The following is a 15141-nucleotide window of genomic DNA, read 5'->3' on the forward strand; positions in this document are numbered from 1 at the left end:
ACCTCGATTATCGCGGCTGGGGCAGGAGCCCGGCTATCTCCGCGTAGGTGGGCAGCGCCGCGTTCTTGTCGAGGACGGCCAGCGCGCCCTGCAGCGCGGCGCGGTAGAGCAGGGAGCCCGTGCTGATCCGTGCGACGCCCACGCCCGCGAGCTCCTCGACGGGCAGGCCGTAGAGCACGTTCAGCGGCAGAGGGGTGCTCTCGACGATGTTCGCGATCGTGCCCAGGTCGCTCGCACCGGGGACGAAGATCCCGTCGGCGCCCGTGGCGCTGTAGGCGCGCACCCGCTCGATGGTGTCGTCGCCGGTCGCGAGCCACAGGGTGTCGGTGCGGGCGTTGACGAACACGCCCCTGCCCGTGATCGCCTCCAGGATGCGGGTCTGCTCGGCGATCGGGCGCAGCGTGCCGTCGGCGCGGCCGTCCTCCAGGTTGACGCCCGCCACGCCCATGCTCGCCAGCAGGTCGACCAGGTCGGCGATGGCCGCGGGGTCGTCGCCGAAGCCGTTCTCGATGTCCACGGTGAGGTAGGCGGGCAGGCCCTTCAGCAGGTCGACGAGGTCGAGGGTCTCCGCCTTGGTGGCGGCGGCCGCGTCGGGCTTGCCGTGGACGGCGCTGACGCCAAGGCTCGTGGTGCCGATGGCGCGATAGCCGCGGGCGGCGAGGAACACGGCCGAGCCGTAGTCCCACGCGTTGGGCAGGACGAGCGGGTTGCCGGGCTGGTGGAGGTCGGCGAAGGTCATCGGGACTCCATGATCGTTTCGAGGATGCCGGTGGCGATGGCCATGGCGTGGTCGGAGCCGGGGCAGCGGCGCGGGCCGTGGCCGAAGGGGAGGTCGGGCGTCAGGTCGACCTCGACGACCGCGCCCGTGCCGTCGACCCGCTTGGTGGCCTGGACGGGCGGGTCGTGGCGCAGGGTGTCGCGCAGGAGGCCCTCCGCCGTACCGGGCTCGCTGCCGGTGGCGCGGGGCCCGGCGAGCGCGTTGCGCAGGAGGGCGGTGGTGGCGCCGTGGGCCTGCAGCAGGATGGTGATCTCGGGGACGCCGGTGAGGGTGAGCAGACGCGCGACCGCCGCGTCGCATCCGGGATCGCCGGCGCCCGACAGGTAGTCGGTGGCCGCGGTCTCGACGGCGGGTACGAGGGCGTCGAGGTCGCGGATGCCGAGAGCGGCCCCGAGAACCCTGGCGGGCACCCCGTGGGCGAGGACGCGGCCGCCCAGGTCGCCGGTGGCCTCCTGGTCGGCGGTGGCCGCTGCCTGCTCGGAGGGCGCCTCGGGGGACGGCGGGGAGGCGTTCCGGCGTCCTTCGGGAGCGGCGGCCAGGAGGGCGCGGGTGGTCGCGGCGGCGGCGACGCGGAGCGCGGCGGGATCGAGGCGCGACAGGCGCTCCTCCACCAGGGCGCGGCGTTCGGCGTGGACGGGGCCCGAGGCGAAGCGGGAGACCTGCGAGCGCAGCCACCCCAGCGTGCCGTAGGCGGCCCCTGGAGGAGGGGACGGCGGGACGTACGAGGGGTCCGACAGGAGGGCGCGGACTTCCGCGTGACCGGTGATGCGCATGGAACCGACGCTAGGCCACGGTCAGTTCGGCAGCGGCCGAAGGGTGCCGGCGGGGATCTCCAGCAGCGTGGACAGACAGGCCAGGCCGTCGTCGGTCACCATGAGCGCCCGCTGGCCGCCGATCCTGGTGACCCATCCGGCCTCGAAGGCGTGGCGGCACAGCGCGGCGCCCGCCGTACCGGCGAGGTGGGGGCGGCGCTCGGTCCAGTCGAGGCACGGCCTGGCCATCGGCCGCGTACGGCTGGCCTCCAGCGCGATCCCGAGCCGGGCGAACCAGTCGGCGCCCGACGGGCTCAGCGAGAACCCCGGTTCCAGCACACCGTGGGACAGCAGGGCGTCGGTGACGGCGACGCCGAGACGTCCCGCGAGGTGGTCGTAGCAGGTGCGCGCCCTGGCCATGGCGGCCGACGCGCTGGCCGCCCTGAGCGTCGTCGGGGAGGCGGCGAAAGCGGTGGGGTTGACGTGTGCGGCGAGGTCCTCGACGAGTTGCGCGGTGGCCGCGTCGGCAAGCCGCACGTAGCGGTGCCTGCCCTGCCGTTCCTCGGTGAGCAGGCCGCCCTCGACCATCTTGCTGAGGTGCTCGCTGGCGGTGGACGGGGCGACCTTGGCCGCCTTCGCGAGTTCGCCCGCCGTCCACGCCCGCCCGTCGAGCAGGGCCAGGCAGAACGCCGCCCTGGTCGGGTCGGCCATGAGGGCCGCGAACGAGGCGAGACCTTGAGCTGACATGCCTCTACGGTAGGCCCGTGAAGGTTCGGCTCCCGCCGAACCTTCACGCGGCCTTCGCCCGGTCGGCGGGCGCGGTCGTGGCGATGCGGGTCTCCCGCGGGGCCACGGGCAGATCGACGGGGAGACGGAAGTCGAGAGAGGCGGCCATGCCCATGGTGACCACCAGGACGACCTCGGCCACGATCACGGCCCGCTCGAGCAGCCCGTAGTAGGCCTCGCCGCCGATCAGCGGAGAGGTGAGCGCCGCGGGATGGGCGGCCAGGTAGAAGGCCAGGACGACGACGGAGGTCATGGCCAGCGACCTGACCAGGTTCCAGCGGGGGAGGGCGGCGCGACCGCGGGCCAGCGTCCATCCCGCCACGGGCAGCGAGGTGAACACCGCCGCCGAGGCCCACCGGTGCACCTCACCCGACAGGGACTTGGCCATGCCGGGGTCCGTGGGGAAGACCGCGCTCAGCATCAGGCCCCCTGCCGCGGCGATCAGCAGCATCCTGGTCGCGGCGGTGCGGGCGGGGTCGCGTACGGCCAGGCCGTAGGCGAGGAACACGCAGCCGGAGGCCAGCGCCAGCATGCCGACCACGACCAGGGGCGTCCCGCCGGGAACCAGCGCGTAGTCGCTGACCAGCGGCTGCGGGGGCAGCACCAGGTGCGCGTAGGCCAGCGCCGCCAGGCATACCAGCGACGCGACCAGAGGAGCCACCAGGATCATCGGGCGACCTCGCCGTAGATCTCCTCGAAGCGCGCCAGCGAGACCTGGTGGTCGTGGGTCAGCGCCAGCTCGCGGCTGGCCTTGCCCGCCCTGGCCCGCAGGCCCGTGTCGGTCAGCAGCGCGGTCAGGTGCCGCGCGAGCTCGATCACGTCGCCGGGTTCGAACAGGTAGCCGTTGTCCTCCACCAGGTGCGGGAGCGCCATGGCGTTCGCCGCGACGACCGGCAGCCCGCTGGCCATGGCCTCCAGCGTCGCGATGCTCTGCAGCTCGGCGACGCCCGGCATGGCGAACACGTCGGCGGCGGCGAACGCCTGCGGCATCGCCTCGTCGGGCACGAACCCGAGGAAGAACACCCGGTCGCCGACGCCGATCTTCCTGGCCAGTTGCTCCAGGTCCGCCCGCTGGTTGCCCTTGCCGACCAGCGCCACCTGCGCGTCGGTCCGGTTCAGGACATGGGGCAGCGCCCTGACCAGCTCGTCGATGCGCTTCTCCTCGTCGAGCCGGCCGACGAACAGGATCGTCTCGCGGTCCGGCAGGCCGAACGCCTTGCGCGCCCAGGACTTCGGCTCGGCGCGCGGATGGAACCTGGTCAGGTCGATGCCGCAGGAGACCGGCTCCACCTCGCGCGCGAAGCCCTGGCCGGCCAGCAGCCCCGCGGCCAGCGGAGTGGGGGTCGTGACGTGGTCGGCGCGGGAGAAGATCCTGCTGAAGTCGCGCCAGGCCAGCCTGCCCGCCTTCTCCCGCAGCTTGGCCGGGATGTGCGCGAACTGGAAGAGGTTGTCGGGCATGAAGTGGTTGGTCGCCACGACCGGCACGCCGTTCCTGCGCGCGGCGGCCATCGCCGCCCTGCCGACCACGAAGTGCCCCTGCGTGTGCAGCACGTCGGGCTGGATGGCCCTCACCAGGCGGTCGAGCCTGGTCGGGACCGTCACCCGCATCGTCGGGTGCACCAGCAGCGGCGCCGAGCGCAGCCGGTGGACGACCACGCCGTCCTCCACCGAGGCCTTGGCGGGGCCCTCGTCCGACTGGCAGATCACGTGGACGTCGTTGCCGCGTTCGGCCAGGCCCGTGGCCAGCCGGTGGGTGAAGTAGGCGGCGCCGTTCACGTCGGGTGGGTAGGTGTCGGTCGAGATCAGGACGCGGCGGGGCCTGGTGGGCACCGGCTCGAGCGCCGGGCGGGCGGACTCCGCGGAGATGAGCGGCATGGCCATGGTGGGGGACTCCTACGAGTTAGGTACGCGATTCGAGGGGGGTGGTGCGTGCGAGCGCGATCGTGCCCGCCGCCGTGAGCGCGGCGGCCGCGATCGGGACGACGCCCTGGGGGAGGGGCTCGCCGAGCAGGAGGGCGCCGAAGGCGACAGCGGTCAGGGGGTCGGCGATCTGCAGGGAGGCGAAGGACACGCCGAAGTGGCCGACGGCGTAGGCCCGCTGCAGGAGCATGAGGGCGAGCAGGGCGGGGACGGGAAGGGCCAGCAGGTACCACCAGTTCCACGACCCGTCGACCAGGACGCGCATGAGGGTCGCGGTCGCGCCGTACAGCACGCCCGCGCTGGTGGCCAGGAGCGCGGCCCGCCCCGCGGGGGAGGCGACCCGCGCACCCGCCCACAGCAGGACCGCCGCGACGCCCGCGACCGCGAGCAGCGTGACGGCCCCGTTGGGGCTGAGGTGCGTGGGACCCTCGTGCGGGGGGACCAGCAGTACCAGCCCGATCAGGCCGATGGCGACCGTGGCCGCCGCGGCCAGCTCCTTGCGGGAGGGCCGGCGCCCGTGCAGCCCGGCCGCGATCGGCAGGGCGAACAGCAGGCTGGCCACGCCCATCGGCTGGACGACGGTCAGCGGGCCGAGGCCGAGGGCCAGGATGTGCAGTCCCCCGCCCGCGGTGATCGACACCCCGCCGAGCAGCCAGCGGGGCTTCTTGAGCAGGGCCAGCAGGCTCGGCTTGGCCGAGCCCGCGCCCGCCGCCTCGAACTGCTGGAGAGCGGCGCCGAGTGCGAAGAACAACGAGCCGAACAGGGCCACGGCCGCGGCCAGCACAGTCATGCGCACTCCTTTCACCTGGATGAAGACATGTGGAGATGTCCGAGAGATCTCCGCTCAGGGACATGGGGGCGAACAGTCAGGAGTCTCCTTCGGCGCCCTGTGCGGCCACGACGAGCGCTCTGTGAGAACCCTGTGAACGCCTCTTGCGCAGCCAGCGGACGAGCTCGACGATCGCGGTGATCGACACCGCGATGCCGAGGCCGAGCAGCAGGCCCTTGAGCGGGTCGTTCTCGAAGGCCATGCCGCCGAAGAAGCCGATCAGGGCCGAGTAGACCGCCCACGACCCGGCCGCGATGGCGTCGAAGAACGCGAACGACCTGCGCGGATAGCGGACGCCGCCCATGGTCAGGGTGGCCGCGGTCCTGCCGCCTGGGATGTAGCGGGCCACGACGAGCAACAGGCCGCCACGCTCGGCGAGTGCCTGCTGCGCCCATGCGTAGGCCTTCTTGCCCTTCAGCCGCCTGCCCGCCTTGCTGCCGATGAAGTAGGAGATGTGGTCACCGGCGAAGGCGCCGAGCGCGGCGACGGCCATCACCAGCCACAGGTTCGGGTCGCCCGTGGAGGCGGCGAACACACCCGCGGTGATGACCGCCGTCTCGGCGGGCACGATGGGGAAGAACCCGTCGAGCATCGCCAGCGCGAACAGCGCGACGTACAACCACGGTGAGGTCATCACCTGGCCGAGCAGGTCGAGAATTGCGTGGGACATGTGCGCTCCGGTCTGTGGAGGAGTTCTCTCAGAGTGGCGGCGGATCAGCCCGGCGACATCGGGGATGAGCCCCCGGACGAACCCCGGCCGTCCCCTGGAAATCTCAGGGATCTACCTCCTCGAACCTAGGGATCACGCAGGTCCGCCCACATCGGACGATCGGTACGCACGACCCCCTACTTTCGTCATGTCCGTCGATCCAACCTGGGAAGGAGCTCGCACACACTGGTGCGAGGGTTGAGGTCGCGGGTGGTGCAGGCACCACCGTTTTCGTTACGGCGAGCGGTACCCCTGACTTTCGGCAGGGGCGGTGATCAGGGATGGCCCGATAGCGTCTCCCGCATGCGCCGCCGACCCCGCCACCTGCTCTACGACGTGCTTCTGTGGCTCGTCATGTCCGTCCTGGCCGCCGCGTCGGGCCCCGACCCGTTCGTCGACCCCTCGCGTTTCCTCTTCGTGACGGGCGGGCGGGTCCTGCTGCTCGGGCTGGCGATCGCGGTGGGCAGGCCGTGGCCGCTCGCCGCGGTCGTGATCCTGCTGCCGGTGGGGCCGTGGGACTTCCGTGAGGGGCTCGCCACGGTGGGCTGGGACTTCAGCGGGGGCCAGGCCACGGGCGATCAGGCGTGGCCGCTGTCGCTGCTCGCGGTGAAGATCTTCCCGCTGACGCCCACCACGCCCGCCGTGATCTGGTACGCCTACCTGACCGGGCGCAGGCTCGCGCGGATCTGGCCCGCGGTGGCCGTCCTGGGCCTGGCCGCCATGGTCGGCGTGGGGGTCGTGCTGGCCAAGGGGGCGCACCTGCGGGACTGGTTCACGATGGTCTCGGCGCTGCTCGGCTTCTACGTCGTGCCGTACCTGCTGGGAGCGCTCAGGCGGCGGCTGCTCCAGCAGCGCGAGCGGGCGCAGCAGTCGGTGGCCGCGCAGGCCAGGCTGCGCGAGCGCACCCGCATCGCGCACGACATGCACGACTCGCTCGGGCACGACCTGGCCCTGATCGCGGTGCGGGCCGCCGGGCTCGAGATCGCGCGGGGCCTCACGCCCGCCCAGGCCAAGGCCGCCGGCGAGCTGCGGGTGGCGGCGTCGGAGGCCACGGAACGGCTGCGGCAGATCGTCGGGCTGCTCCGCGACGACATCGAGCCCGCGCCGCTCGCCCCCGTGGACGAGGACGTCACCGCCCTGGTCGAGCGGGCCAGGGAATCGGGGATGGAGGTCAGCGTGGAGATGGCGCCCGCACCCGTGCCCGCGCTGGCGCACAGGGTGGTCCAGGAGGGGCTGACGAACGCCGCCAAACACGCCCCAGGAGCGTGGGTGCGGGTCGCGATCGCGCCCGAACGGATCTCGGTGCGCAACGGCGCCGCCCGCGGCGGGTCCACCGCGCTCCCGGGCGGCATGGGGCTGACCGGCCTGCGCGAGCGGGTTCGGCTGGCCGGCGGCACGATGACGGCCGGCCCGGTGGGCGACGGCTTCGAACTGGTCGTTATCCCCCACGCGGGGGAGCCGGATCCCCACGACGCGTGAGGCGGCCCCCGTCCGTGACGGGCAGATTCGTCGGCATGGACGTTCCCCAGGCAGGCATCGGCAGGATCACCGCCGCGGTCGTGGCGATGGCCGTCACCCTGCCCTACCTCACCATCAAGATCCTCTGGCTGACCGGCCACATGGTCGGCGTGCTGGACCCCTCGCTGATGAACTCGGGCACGATGGTCGGGCTGAACGCCATGACCTTCGGCATGGACCTCGTGGGCCTCTGCCTCGCGCTGGCCTTCACCACGCGATGGGGGATGCGCCTGCCCGCGTGGCTGGTGCTGCTCCCCATCTGGGTCGGCATCGCGCTGCTGTCGCAGATCCTCATCGCGCTGTCGCTGACGCTGCTGATCCAGGGCCCAGGGGTCTTCTTCGGCGGCGGCATGCTGGAGGGCTGGGTCTACCTGGCCGTCTACGGTGGATTCTCGCTGCAGGGGATCGGGCTGACCGTCGCCTTCGTCCTCTACGCCCGCGACAGGTGGCCGTGGGTCTTCTCCCGGGGCGCCGGGCGGACGGCCGTGCCGTTCCAGCACGCGGTGGGGCGCGGCAGCCTGCTGGTGGCCGCGATCGTGGGCGGCGCGAACCTGTACTGGGCCTTCGGCGGCACGGCGGGTCTGGACCCGGCGGTGGTGGCCGCCCGGAACCTGCCCGGCGTCATCACGCAGGCCGTCGCGGCGGTGCTCGTCATCGGGGGCGCCGTGGCCTACCTGCGCCTGCTGCGCGGGCACGCGCCGTGGGCGGTGGCCTTGGCGTGGATGGGCAGCGGCTACCTGTTCGCGTGGGGCCTCTACAGGATGATCATCGTCGTGACCGCGGGCCCGCTGGCCTCGAAGACGCCGATGGTCGCGCCCAACCTGGTGGAGCTGTTCTCGATGCTGACCGGCCTGGTGCTGGGACTCGGCGGAGCGTTCCTGCTGATCGAGAGGTCAGGCGGGGGCGTGGTGGAGGCGGTGAAGGACGCGCTTGAAGGCCCACAGCGAGAAGGTGATCGCGAGCCCGCTGATGGCGGCCACCGCTGAGGTGCGCAGCAGCATGTAGGCGCCGATGGACTCGTTGAGGAACAGCCAGATGCTCACCGTGGAGTTGGCCAGGAGCACGAACGCCCACAGCAGGGTGATCCTGGCGAAGAACCTGCGCATCCGCTCGTGCTTGAGCACCGCCTGGGGAAGGTGGATGTAGTCGAGGGTGAGCTTCTGGACCATCGGCCTGTTCAACCTGACCGAGGCGAGGAAGATCATGCTGATGCAGATGGTCCCGAACTCGGGCGTCAGGAAGAAGACGGCGTTGTTGCCGGTCCACAGCGCGACCAGCGCGCGTGCGGTGATCGCGACCGCGGCGAGGAACATCGTCGCGGGCACCCTGACCCTCCTGACGAGCCGCCATCCCACGCCGAAGTACACCCACGCCACCGCCGCTATGAGGGCGCCCGTCTCGCCGAGGAGCATGAGGCCGGTGTAGAAGACGGCCAGCGGGGCGACGACGCCTTCGAGCAGGCGTGGGACGGCCTGCTTCGCCATGGCGGTCAGGCGTGGCAGCACGACAGGGGGATGGTTCAAGTCTGCTCCGTAGTTCGGCCCACGGACAGCGCCTACCCAGAGATGGCGGTACCAGGCATCAGCGGACGCTGCCGTCGGGATTACGGGACGGTTCTCCCGGAGCGCAGGGACGCACCGGTGGCTTACCGTACCTGACGTTCGCGGATGCCACTGTCAGATTGTGCACATTCGGCACTTGTTGATCATGGCGTGGTCGAATGTCATGATTCGTCACATACGTCCAGATAGGCCCGTTGGGTGACAGCGGCCCCCGCGGGGCGGACCGCCCGTCAACCCAGGCTGGCCGTGGCGAGCTTGGCGCCGAAGCCGAGGAAGAGCGCGCCGACTCCTGAGGTGAGCGTCGCCGACAGCTTCCTCCTGGCGCGGAACTGCCCGGCGAGGAAGGTCCCCCCGAAGATCAGCGCCGACAGGTACAGCGCGCTGAACACCTGGATGATCGACCCCAGGATCACGAAGGAGACCACGGGGGCCCCGTAGGAGGGATCCACGAACTGGATGAAGAAGGAGACGAAGAACAGGATCGCCTTCGGGTTCAGCAGGCTGATCGTCAGCGCCTTCCTGAAAGGATGCGCGCCGCGCTCGTCCACCAGCGCGTTCGCCGGAGCATGGGCCAGGTCGGGGGACCGCCACGCCTTCCACGCGCCCCTGATCATCTGGAAGCCGATCCACGCCAGGTAGCCCGCCCCGGCGTACTTCACGATCGTGAACAGCACCGGGTTGGAGCGCAGCAGCGACGCGGCGCCCGCCGCCGCCAGCACCATGAGGACGGTGTCGCCGACGAAGACGCCCGCCGCCGCCTTGTACCCCTCACGCACGCCGCGCTGGGCGGCGAGGGCGAGGACGTAGAGGGAGTTGGGTCCGGGCAGCAGGATGATGAAGAAGGCTCCTGCCACGTACGTCCAGATGTCGGTCACGCCGAAGAACATGGTCGCTCCTGCTCAAACGAGTCGTTTCACAGTAGCGCGTCGTTTGTCCGGAGATGGTCAGAGCGGCCGGTACCACAGGCCGCCCGGCGCCTGCCGGTGCCCCGTCGACCTGTAGGCGGCGTCCACGAGCGCCTGGCCGCGCGGGTTGATGCCGAGCCCTGGGCCCTGGCGGTTCATGGTGTAGGCGAAGGCCAGGCGAGCGGGAGGGTCGCAGAAGCCCACCGAGCCGCCCATGCCCGCGTGCCCGAACGCGGTCTCGGTCAGCAGCGCGCCCTCGCTGTCGGCGGGCGGCAGATACCCGTTGTCGGCGGCCTTCATGAAGCCGAGCGAGAACCTCGTCGGCACCAGCAGGACCGCGTCCACCGAGCTCGCCGACCTGGCGGGCGACATGACGGCGAGCTGGTCCTGGCTGACCAGGTCGCCGCCGCCGAGCGACAGCGGCCGGTACATCCCGGCCAGCCCGCGCGCGTTGGTGACGCCCCCGACCGCGCCGATCTCGGCCGCGTGCGCGGCCCTGCTGTCCGACTCTCCGGGGGTCATCATGTACCCGCCGTCGTTGCCCAGCAGCAGCGCGGGGATCGAGGTGGGGTCCGAGAACGCCTTGGCGTAGAAGCCGGGCAGCTCGGCCGGAGGTTCGGCGGGGATCGTCGGCGCGACCCTGCCCTCCTGCTCCTCGGGCAGTCCGAGCCAGAAGTCCAGCCCGAGAGGCTCGGCGATCTCCTCCCGGAAGAAGGTCCCGAGGGAGCGGCCGCTCACCCTGCGCACGACCTCTCCGACGAGGAAGCCGAAGGTCAGCGCGTGGTAGCCGTGTCTGGTGCCCGGCTCCCAGAACGGCTCCTCGCCCGCCAGCCGTTCGGCCATCAGCTTCCAGTCGTAGAGGGCCCCGCTCGGCAGCGGGTCCCTGAGCGCGGGCAGCCCCGCCTGATGGGCCAGCAGGTGACGCACCAGCGTGCCCGACTTGCCGCGCGTGCCGTACTCGGGCCAGTAGGCGGTGACGGGGGCGTCGAGGTCGAGTTCCCCTCTGGAGGCGAGCACGTGGGCGCACAGCGCGGTGGCGCCCTTGGTGCACGACCACACGTGACCGACGGTGTCGTGGAGCCACGGAACACCGGGGGCCGCCTCGCCACCCCACAGATCGACGACCGTCCGGCCGTCGACGATCACGCACACCGACGCGCCCACGTCCCCGCGGTCGGTGAGATTGCGCTCGAACTCCTCCGCGACCTGCTCGAACCGGGAGTCGCAGGTGCCCTGAACCGTCATCTCCTGAATTCACCATGAAACCGGAACCTCGTCCAGACACCCCGTCCCGCCCCGTCCACTGACCGCCCTCCGGAAGCCCCACGAGAGTGGCGCGACCGTCGGCCGACCTGGCGAGTGGCGATGGGGCGTCCCATAAGGTCGGACCATGAGCAGCGAGCAGGACGCGATCGACGTCATCCTCACCCAGTGGCGGCGCGAGCGTCCGGATCTCGACCTGTCGGCGATGGGGGTCTTCGCCCGCCTCGCCCAGGTGTCGCGGCTGGTGGAGACGGAGGTGGAGCGGGTCTTCCGGCGCCACGGCCTGCGCCCGGGCGAGTTCGACGTGCTGGCGGCGCTGCGCCGGTCGGGCCCGCCGTACACGCTGATCCCGTCGGAGCTGTCCGAGGTGCTGATGATGTCCCGCGCGGGCATGACCAACCGCGTCGACAGGCTGGAGGCGGCGGGGCTGGTCGAACGCAGCCTCGATCCCGCCGACCGGCGCAGCTTCCGGGTCTCGCTCACCGAGCAGGGCCGCGAGGTCATCGACGCCACGCTCACCGAGCACGCGGCCGGCCTGGCCAGGCTGGCCGCCAAGCTCGGCGAGCAGGAGGCCGACACGCTCAACTCCATCCTGCGCGGAATGCTGCGCGCCTGACCGACCTGCGCGCGTGACCCGGGCGCCTGATCTGGGCGCCTAGCGCGCCTGCCGTACCCCGCGCCGCCAGACCTCGCTGATGGCGCGGGTGGCGGTGATGTCGGTGGTCGGGTCGCCGTCCACCAGCAGCAGGTCCGCGCGGAGGCCCGGCGCGATCCTGCCCCGGTCGGCCAGCCCGAAGCGGCGGGCGGGGAGGCTGGTGGCGGCGGCGAGCGCCTCCTCGGCGCTGAGGCCCGCCTCCGTCAGCAGCAGCACCTCGCGGTGCATGCTCGCCCCGTGCAACGGCGCCCACGGGTTGGCGTCGGTCCCCGCCAGCAGCGCCACTCCCGCTCTGTGCAGCGTCCCGACCGCCTGTACGGCGTTGCGGACCCCGTCGGGGTGCACGGGGATGACGCTCCCGTCGCGGTCGAGCGCGGCCTTGGCCTGGTCGGACAGCTTCGAGCCGATCCGCTCGTCGCGCACCAGCTCGGCGCCGCTGGGATCGTTCAGCACGGCCTCGAAGTAGGTCAGCGTGCTGACCACGAACACGCCCTGCGCGGCGATCCTGGCGGCGAGGTCGTCGGTCAGCGGGTCGGTGACGACGTGCGCCAGGCCGTCGACGCCCGCGTCGAGGGCGACGAGGGCGTCCCGCGTGGTGACGGCGTGCGCGATGGCCTGCAGTCCGGCCGCGTGACCGGCCTCGACGAGGGCGGTCACGGTCTCGGGGGACAGAACGGGCAGGTCGAGGCCGCCCACGTGGCCGTTGTCGATGACGATCTTCAGATAGTCGGCGCCCTCGGCCAGCCTGGCCTCGACGAAGCCCTTGGCCTGGCTCGCGTCGGCGACGGTGTCGAACGGTCCCGCCGCGTCGCCGAGGTCGCGCACGCCGGGCGCGTCCATGATCTGGCTGGGGTGGCCGCCCGGCGCGGTGGCGAGGACGCCGGAGCTGCGCAGGTCGGCCACGTCGTCGTGGTCGGCGGCGGCGCGGCGCTGGCGGGCGAGGTTGCCCGGCAGGCAGAACATGTCGAGCTCGGTCGTGACGCCGAACCGCAGCGCCTGGGCGAGGTCGCCGTCGAAGACGTGGGTGTGGGCGTCGATCAGGCCGGGCAGCAGCGTCTTGCCCGAGCCGTCGATCTCGACGTCGGCGGGCAGGTCGTCGGGTGCGGCGATGCGGCCCCCGTCGATGAGGACGTCGGCCTGCGCGGTGGTCGTCAGCCCGTCGAAGACTCGGGTGTTGCGAATCCTGGTTCTCATGCACCGGATAGTAAGACGTCTAACTATCTTACGTCAAAGCACTTTGGGCGAGAGTGAGGATTACTTTGTAAAGGCCGTAAGGGTTTCTGATCGCGCCAGTCAATTGGGCCTTGTGCGGAGAAGTGGTCGGACCTATTCTCCGATTGATCGTTAGTTAAGTTTCCTAATAAACCGGAGACGCGATGCTCCGACCCATCCGCTTCCTCGCCCTGACCGCGATCCTCACCACCGCGTTGGCGGTCCCCGCCCTCGCCCAGGCGCCCACTCGCCACGAGGCGGAGAGCGCCACCGTCTCCCAGGGGGTGGTCGAGTCCAACCACGCCGGTTTCAGCGGCACCGGCTTCGTCAACTACGACAACGTCCAGGGCTCCTACGTCGAGTTCACCGTGAACGCGCCGGCGGCGGGCACCGCCTCGATCGTGCTCCGCTACGCCAACGGCACCACCGTCAACCGCCCCATGGCCATCGCGGTCAACGGGGCCGGCGTGAACAGGGACTTCCCCGGCACGGGGGCCTGGACCACGTGGGCCTCGACGACCGTCACGGCGCCGGTGAACGCGGGCGCCAACACCATCCGCGCGACCGCCACCACCGCCAACGGCGGGCCCAACCTCGACTACGCAGAGATCGACGTGACCGCCCCGTCGAACGAGTACCAGGCGGAGAGCGCGATCATCTCGCAGGGCGTCGTCGACACCAAGCACGCCGGGTACACCGGTAGCGGTTTCGTGGACTACACCAACGTCGAGGGCTCCTACGTCGAGTTCACCGTGAACGCCGCGGCGGCGGGGAACGCGGCGCTGACCTTCCGTTACGCCAACGGCACCACCGTCAACCGCCCCATGGCCATCGCGGTCAACGGGGCCGGCGTGAACGGGGACTTCCCCGGCACGGGCGCGTGGACCACGTGGGCGGAGACCACGGTCAACGCGGCGCTGAACGCGGGCGCCAACACCGTCCGCGCCACCGCGACGACCGCGAACGGCGGGCCCAATCTGGACCGGCTGACGGTTTTCGCCGCCGGTCCTCCCGACACGGAGAAGCCGTCCGTCCCCGGCGGCCCGCACTCGACGGCCACCACCTCCAGCTCGATCACGCTGGCATGGAACGCCTCCACCGACAACAGCGGGACGATCAAGGACTACCGGGTCTACGAGGGCTCGGCGCTGAAGGCGACCGTGAGCGGCACGTCGGCCACGATCACCGGGCTGGCGCCCTCATCGACCCACACCTACACCGTGACCGCGCGTGACCCGTCGGACAACGAGTCCGACAGGAGCGCCGCCGTCACCGCCACCACCCAGGCGGGCGGCTCGGGCACTCCCGTGGAGGCCAACGGCCGGCTGGCGGTGTGCGGGGTACGGCTGTGCAACGAGCGTGGCGAGCAGATCCAGCTGCGCGGCATGAGCTCGCACGGCCTGCAGTGGTACTCGCAGTGCCTCAACGCCGCCTCGCTGGACGCGCTGGCCACCGACTGGAAGGCCGACGTCCTGCGGATCTCGATGTACATCCAGGAAGGCGGGTACGAGACGAACCCGCGGCTGTTCACCGACCGGGTGCACAACCTGATCGAGATGGCCACGGCGCGCGGGATGTACGCGATCGTCGACTGGCACATGCTCACCCCCGGTGACCCGACGGTGAACCTGAGCAGGGCCAAGACGTTCTTCACCGAGATCGCCCAGCGGCACAACGGCAAGAACAACCTGCTGTACGAGATCGCCAACGAGCCGAACGGCGTGTCGTGGTCGACGATCAGGAACTACGCCCACCAGCTCATTCCGGTGATCAGGCAGCACGACCCCCGGACGCCGATCCTGGTGGGGACGCGTGCGTGGTCGTCGCTCGGCGTCTCCGACGGCGCGAACGAGAGCGAGGTCGTCAACAACCCGGTCAACGCGACCAACATCATGTACACCTTCCACTTCTACGCGGCCTCCCACGGCTCGGAGTACCTGAACGCGCTGTCGAGGGCCGCCGACAGAATCCCGATGTTCGTGACGGAGTTCGGCACGCAGACCGCTTCCGGTGACGGGTCGAACAACTTCACCAGGTCCCAGCAGTACATCGACCTGATGGCGCAGAAGAAGATCAGCTGGGTGAACTGGAACTACTCCGACGACGAGCGTTCGGGTGCGGTCTTCACGGCGGGCACCTGCCCGAACGGGCCGTTCGCCGGCACCTCCAGGCTGAAGCCCGCGGGCGTGTGGGTCCGTGACAGGGTGCGGGCCGACTAGGGCTATTTACCTATAAAACCCACTGAGTTACTA

At 71.2% G+C, this 15141-nt stretch carries 15 protein-coding genes and 1 pseudogene; 5 read left to right on the forward strand and 11 right to left on the reverse strand.

Features of this window, described 5'->3' with window-relative positions; all coding sequences use genetic code 11:
• Nucleotides 1–7 precede the first annotated feature (7 nt).
• The 7 genes from ACFSKW_RS27860 to ACFSKW_RS27890 form a co-directional block, all read right to left on the reverse strand.
• Entirely contained in the window at nucleotides 8–739 is a 732-nt protein-coding gene (locus ACFSKW_RS27860; protein ID WP_379575410.1) for an isocitrate lyase/PEP mutase family protein, read from the reverse strand.
• Complete coding sequence (locus ACFSKW_RS27865; protein ID WP_379575411.1) at nucleotides 736–1551, reverse strand: hypothetical protein; 816 nt, start codon at nucleotides 1549–1551, stop codon at nucleotides 736–738. The genes ACFSKW_RS27860 and ACFSKW_RS27865 overlap by 4 nt, the downstream gene beginning before the upstream one ends.
• Nucleotides 1552–1572: 21 nt before the next feature.
• Nucleotides 1573–2277 carry an ArsR/SmtB family transcription factor gene (locus tag ACFSKW_RS27870; RefSeq protein WP_379575412.1) on the reverse strand — a complete coding sequence of 235 codons (705 nt, stop codon included), beginning with the start codon at nucleotides 2275–2277 and terminating at the stop codon, nucleotides 1573–1575.
• 43 nt (nucleotides 2278–2320) lie between these two features.
• Nucleotides 2321–2986 (reverse strand): DUF998 domain-containing protein, encoded by a 666-nt coding sequence (locus tag ACFSKW_RS27875; RefSeq protein ID WP_379575413.1) that lies wholly within the window; start codon nucleotides 2984–2986, stop codon nucleotides 2321–2323.
• Entirely contained in the window at nucleotides 2983–4197 is a 1215-nt protein-coding gene (locus tag ACFSKW_RS27880) for a glycosyltransferase (protein WP_379575414.1), read from the reverse strand. The genes ACFSKW_RS27875 and ACFSKW_RS27880 overlap by 4 nt, the downstream gene beginning before the upstream one ends.
• 19 nt (nucleotides 4198–4216) lie before the next feature.
• Nucleotides 4217–5026, reverse strand: a complete 810-nt coding sequence (locus ACFSKW_RS27885) for a DMT family transporter (protein ID WP_379575415.1) — start codon at nucleotides 5024–5026, stop codon at nucleotides 4217–4219.
• A gap of 76 nt (nucleotides 5027–5102) precedes the next feature.
• Nucleotides 5103–5735, reverse strand: a complete 633-nt coding sequence (locus ACFSKW_RS27890; protein WP_379575416.1) for a DedA family protein — start codon at nucleotides 5733–5735, stop codon at nucleotides 5103–5105.
• 342 nt (nucleotides 5736–6077) lie between these two features.
• Here ACFSKW_RS27890 and ACFSKW_RS27895 point away from each other — a divergent pair, with 342 nt between their 5' ends.
• Both ACFSKW_RS27895 and ACFSKW_RS27900 read left to right on the forward strand, forming a co-directional pair.
• On the forward strand, nucleotides 6078–7253 hold the full coding sequence (locus ACFSKW_RS27895; RefSeq protein WP_379575417.1) for a sensor histidine kinase: 1176 nt from the start codon (nucleotides 6078–6080) through the stop codon (nucleotides 7251–7253).
• A 35-nt stretch (nucleotides 7254–7288) separates the two neighbouring features.
• Nucleotides 7289–8278 carry a hypothetical protein gene (locus tag ACFSKW_RS27900; RefSeq protein WP_379575418.1) on the forward strand — a complete coding sequence of 330 codons (990 nt, stop codon included), beginning with the start codon at nucleotides 7289–7291 and terminating at the stop codon, nucleotides 8276–8278.
• Here the strand turns inward: ACFSKW_RS27900 and ACFSKW_RS27905 are convergent.
• From ACFSKW_RS27905 to ACFSKW_RS27915, 3 genes are all read right to left on the reverse strand, one after another.
• Nucleotides 8186–8815, reverse strand: coding sequence for a VC0807 family protein (locus ACFSKW_RS27905; RefSeq protein WP_379575419.1), 630 nt, complete (start codon nucleotides 8813–8815; stop codon nucleotides 8186–8188). The genes ACFSKW_RS27900 and ACFSKW_RS27905 overlap by 93 nt on opposite strands.
• A gap of 269 nt (nucleotides 8816–9084) precedes the next feature.
• On the reverse strand, nucleotides 9085–9741 hold the full coding sequence (leuE, locus tag ACFSKW_RS27910; RefSeq protein WP_379575420.1) for a leucine efflux protein LeuE: 657 nt from the start codon (nucleotides 9739–9741) through the stop codon (nucleotides 9085–9087).
• 57 nt (nucleotides 9742–9798) lie between these two features.
• Complete coding sequence (locus tag ACFSKW_RS27915) at nucleotides 9799–11004, reverse strand: serine hydrolase domain-containing protein (RefSeq protein ID WP_379575421.1); 1206 nt, start codon at nucleotides 11002–11004, stop codon at nucleotides 9799–9801.
• Between the two features lie 145 nt (nucleotides 11005–11149).
• Between ACFSKW_RS27915 and ACFSKW_RS27920 the strand changes: the two genes are divergently transcribed.
• Complete coding sequence (locus ACFSKW_RS27920) at nucleotides 11150–11638, forward strand: MarR family winged helix-turn-helix transcriptional regulator (RefSeq protein ID WP_379575422.1); 489 nt, start codon at nucleotides 11150–11152, stop codon at nucleotides 11636–11638.
• Between the two features lie 39 nt (nucleotides 11639–11677).
• On the opposite strand, the gene ACFSKW_RS27925 is transcribed toward ACFSKW_RS27920, so the two are convergent.
• Nucleotides 11678–12871, reverse strand: coding sequence for an amidohydrolase family protein (locus ACFSKW_RS27925; protein WP_379575423.1), 1194 nt, complete (start codon nucleotides 12869–12871; stop codon nucleotides 11678–11680).
• A gap of 182 nt (nucleotides 12872–13053) precedes the next feature.
• Here ACFSKW_RS27925 and ACFSKW_RS54950 point away from each other — a divergent pair.
• Nucleotides 13054–13860, forward strand: a pseudogene (locus ACFSKW_RS54950) (CBM35 domain-containing protein); the annotation flags it as partial.
• Nucleotides 13861–13875: 15 nt separating this feature from the next.
• On the forward strand, nucleotides 13876–15108 hold the full coding sequence (locus tag ACFSKW_RS54955) for a cellulase family glycosylhydrolase (RefSeq protein WP_417629462.1): 1233 nt from the start codon (nucleotides 13876–13878) through the stop codon (nucleotides 15106–15108).
• Nucleotides 15109–15141 lie beyond the last annotated feature (33 nt).

The organism is Nonomuraea mangrovi, assembly GCF_042681425.1.
In the GTDB taxonomy this organism is placed as follows: Bacteria; Actinomycetota; Actinomycetes; order Streptosporangiales; family Streptosporangiaceae; genus Nonomuraea; species Nonomuraea mangrovi.

Bases quoted from the DNA above. Each gene is read 5' to 3' on its own strand.
- ACFSKW_RS27860 (WP_379575410.1), bottom strand. From the start codon at position 739: ATGACCTTCGCCGACCTCCACCAGCCCGGCAACCCGCTCGTCCTGCCC.
- ACFSKW_RS27865 (WP_379575411.1), bottom strand. From the start codon at position 1,551: ATGCGCATCACCGGTCACGCGGAAGTCCGCGCCCTCCTGTCGGACCCC.
- ACFSKW_RS27870 (WP_379575412.1), bottom strand. From the start codon at position 2,277: ATGTCAGCTCAAGGTCTCGCCTCGTTCGCGGCCCTCATGGCCGACCCG.
- ACFSKW_RS27875 (WP_379575413.1), bottom strand. From the start codon at position 2,986: ATGATCCTGGTGGCTCCTCTGGTCGCGTCGCTGGTATGCCTGGCGGCG.
- ACFSKW_RS27880 (WP_379575414.1), bottom strand. From the start codon at position 4,197: ATGGCCATGCCGCTCATCTCCGCGGAGTCCGCCCGCCCGGCGCTCGAG.
- ACFSKW_RS27885 (WP_379575415.1), bottom strand. From the start codon at position 5,026: ATGACTGTGCTGGCCGCGGCCGTGGCCCTGTTCGGCTCGTTGTTCTTC.
- ACFSKW_RS27890 (WP_379575416.1), bottom strand. From the start codon at position 5,735: ATGTCCCACGCAATTCTCGACCTGCTCGGCCAGGTGATGACCTCACCG.
- ACFSKW_RS27895 (WP_379575417.1), top strand. From the start codon at position 6,078: ATGCGCCGCCGACCCCGCCACCTGCTCTACGACGTGCTTCTGTGGCTC.
- ACFSKW_RS27900 (WP_379575418.1), top strand. From the start codon at position 7,289: ATGGACGTTCCCCAGGCAGGCATCGGCAGGATCACCGCCGCGGTCGTG.
- leuE (WP_379575420.1), bottom strand. From the start codon at position 9,741: ATGTTCTTCGGCGTGACCGACATCTGGACGTACGTGGCAGGAGCCTTC.
- ACFSKW_RS27915 (WP_379575421.1), bottom strand. From the start codon at position 11,004: ATGACGGTTCAGGGCACCTGCGACTCCCGGTTCGAGCAGGTCGCGGAG.
- ACFSKW_RS27920 (WP_379575422.1), top strand. From the start codon at position 11,150: ATGAGCAGCGAGCAGGACGCGATCGACGTCATCCTCACCCAGTGGCGG.
- ACFSKW_RS27925 (WP_379575423.1), bottom strand. From the start codon at position 12,871: ATGAGAACCAGGATTCGCAACACCCGAGTCTTCGACGGGCTGACGACC.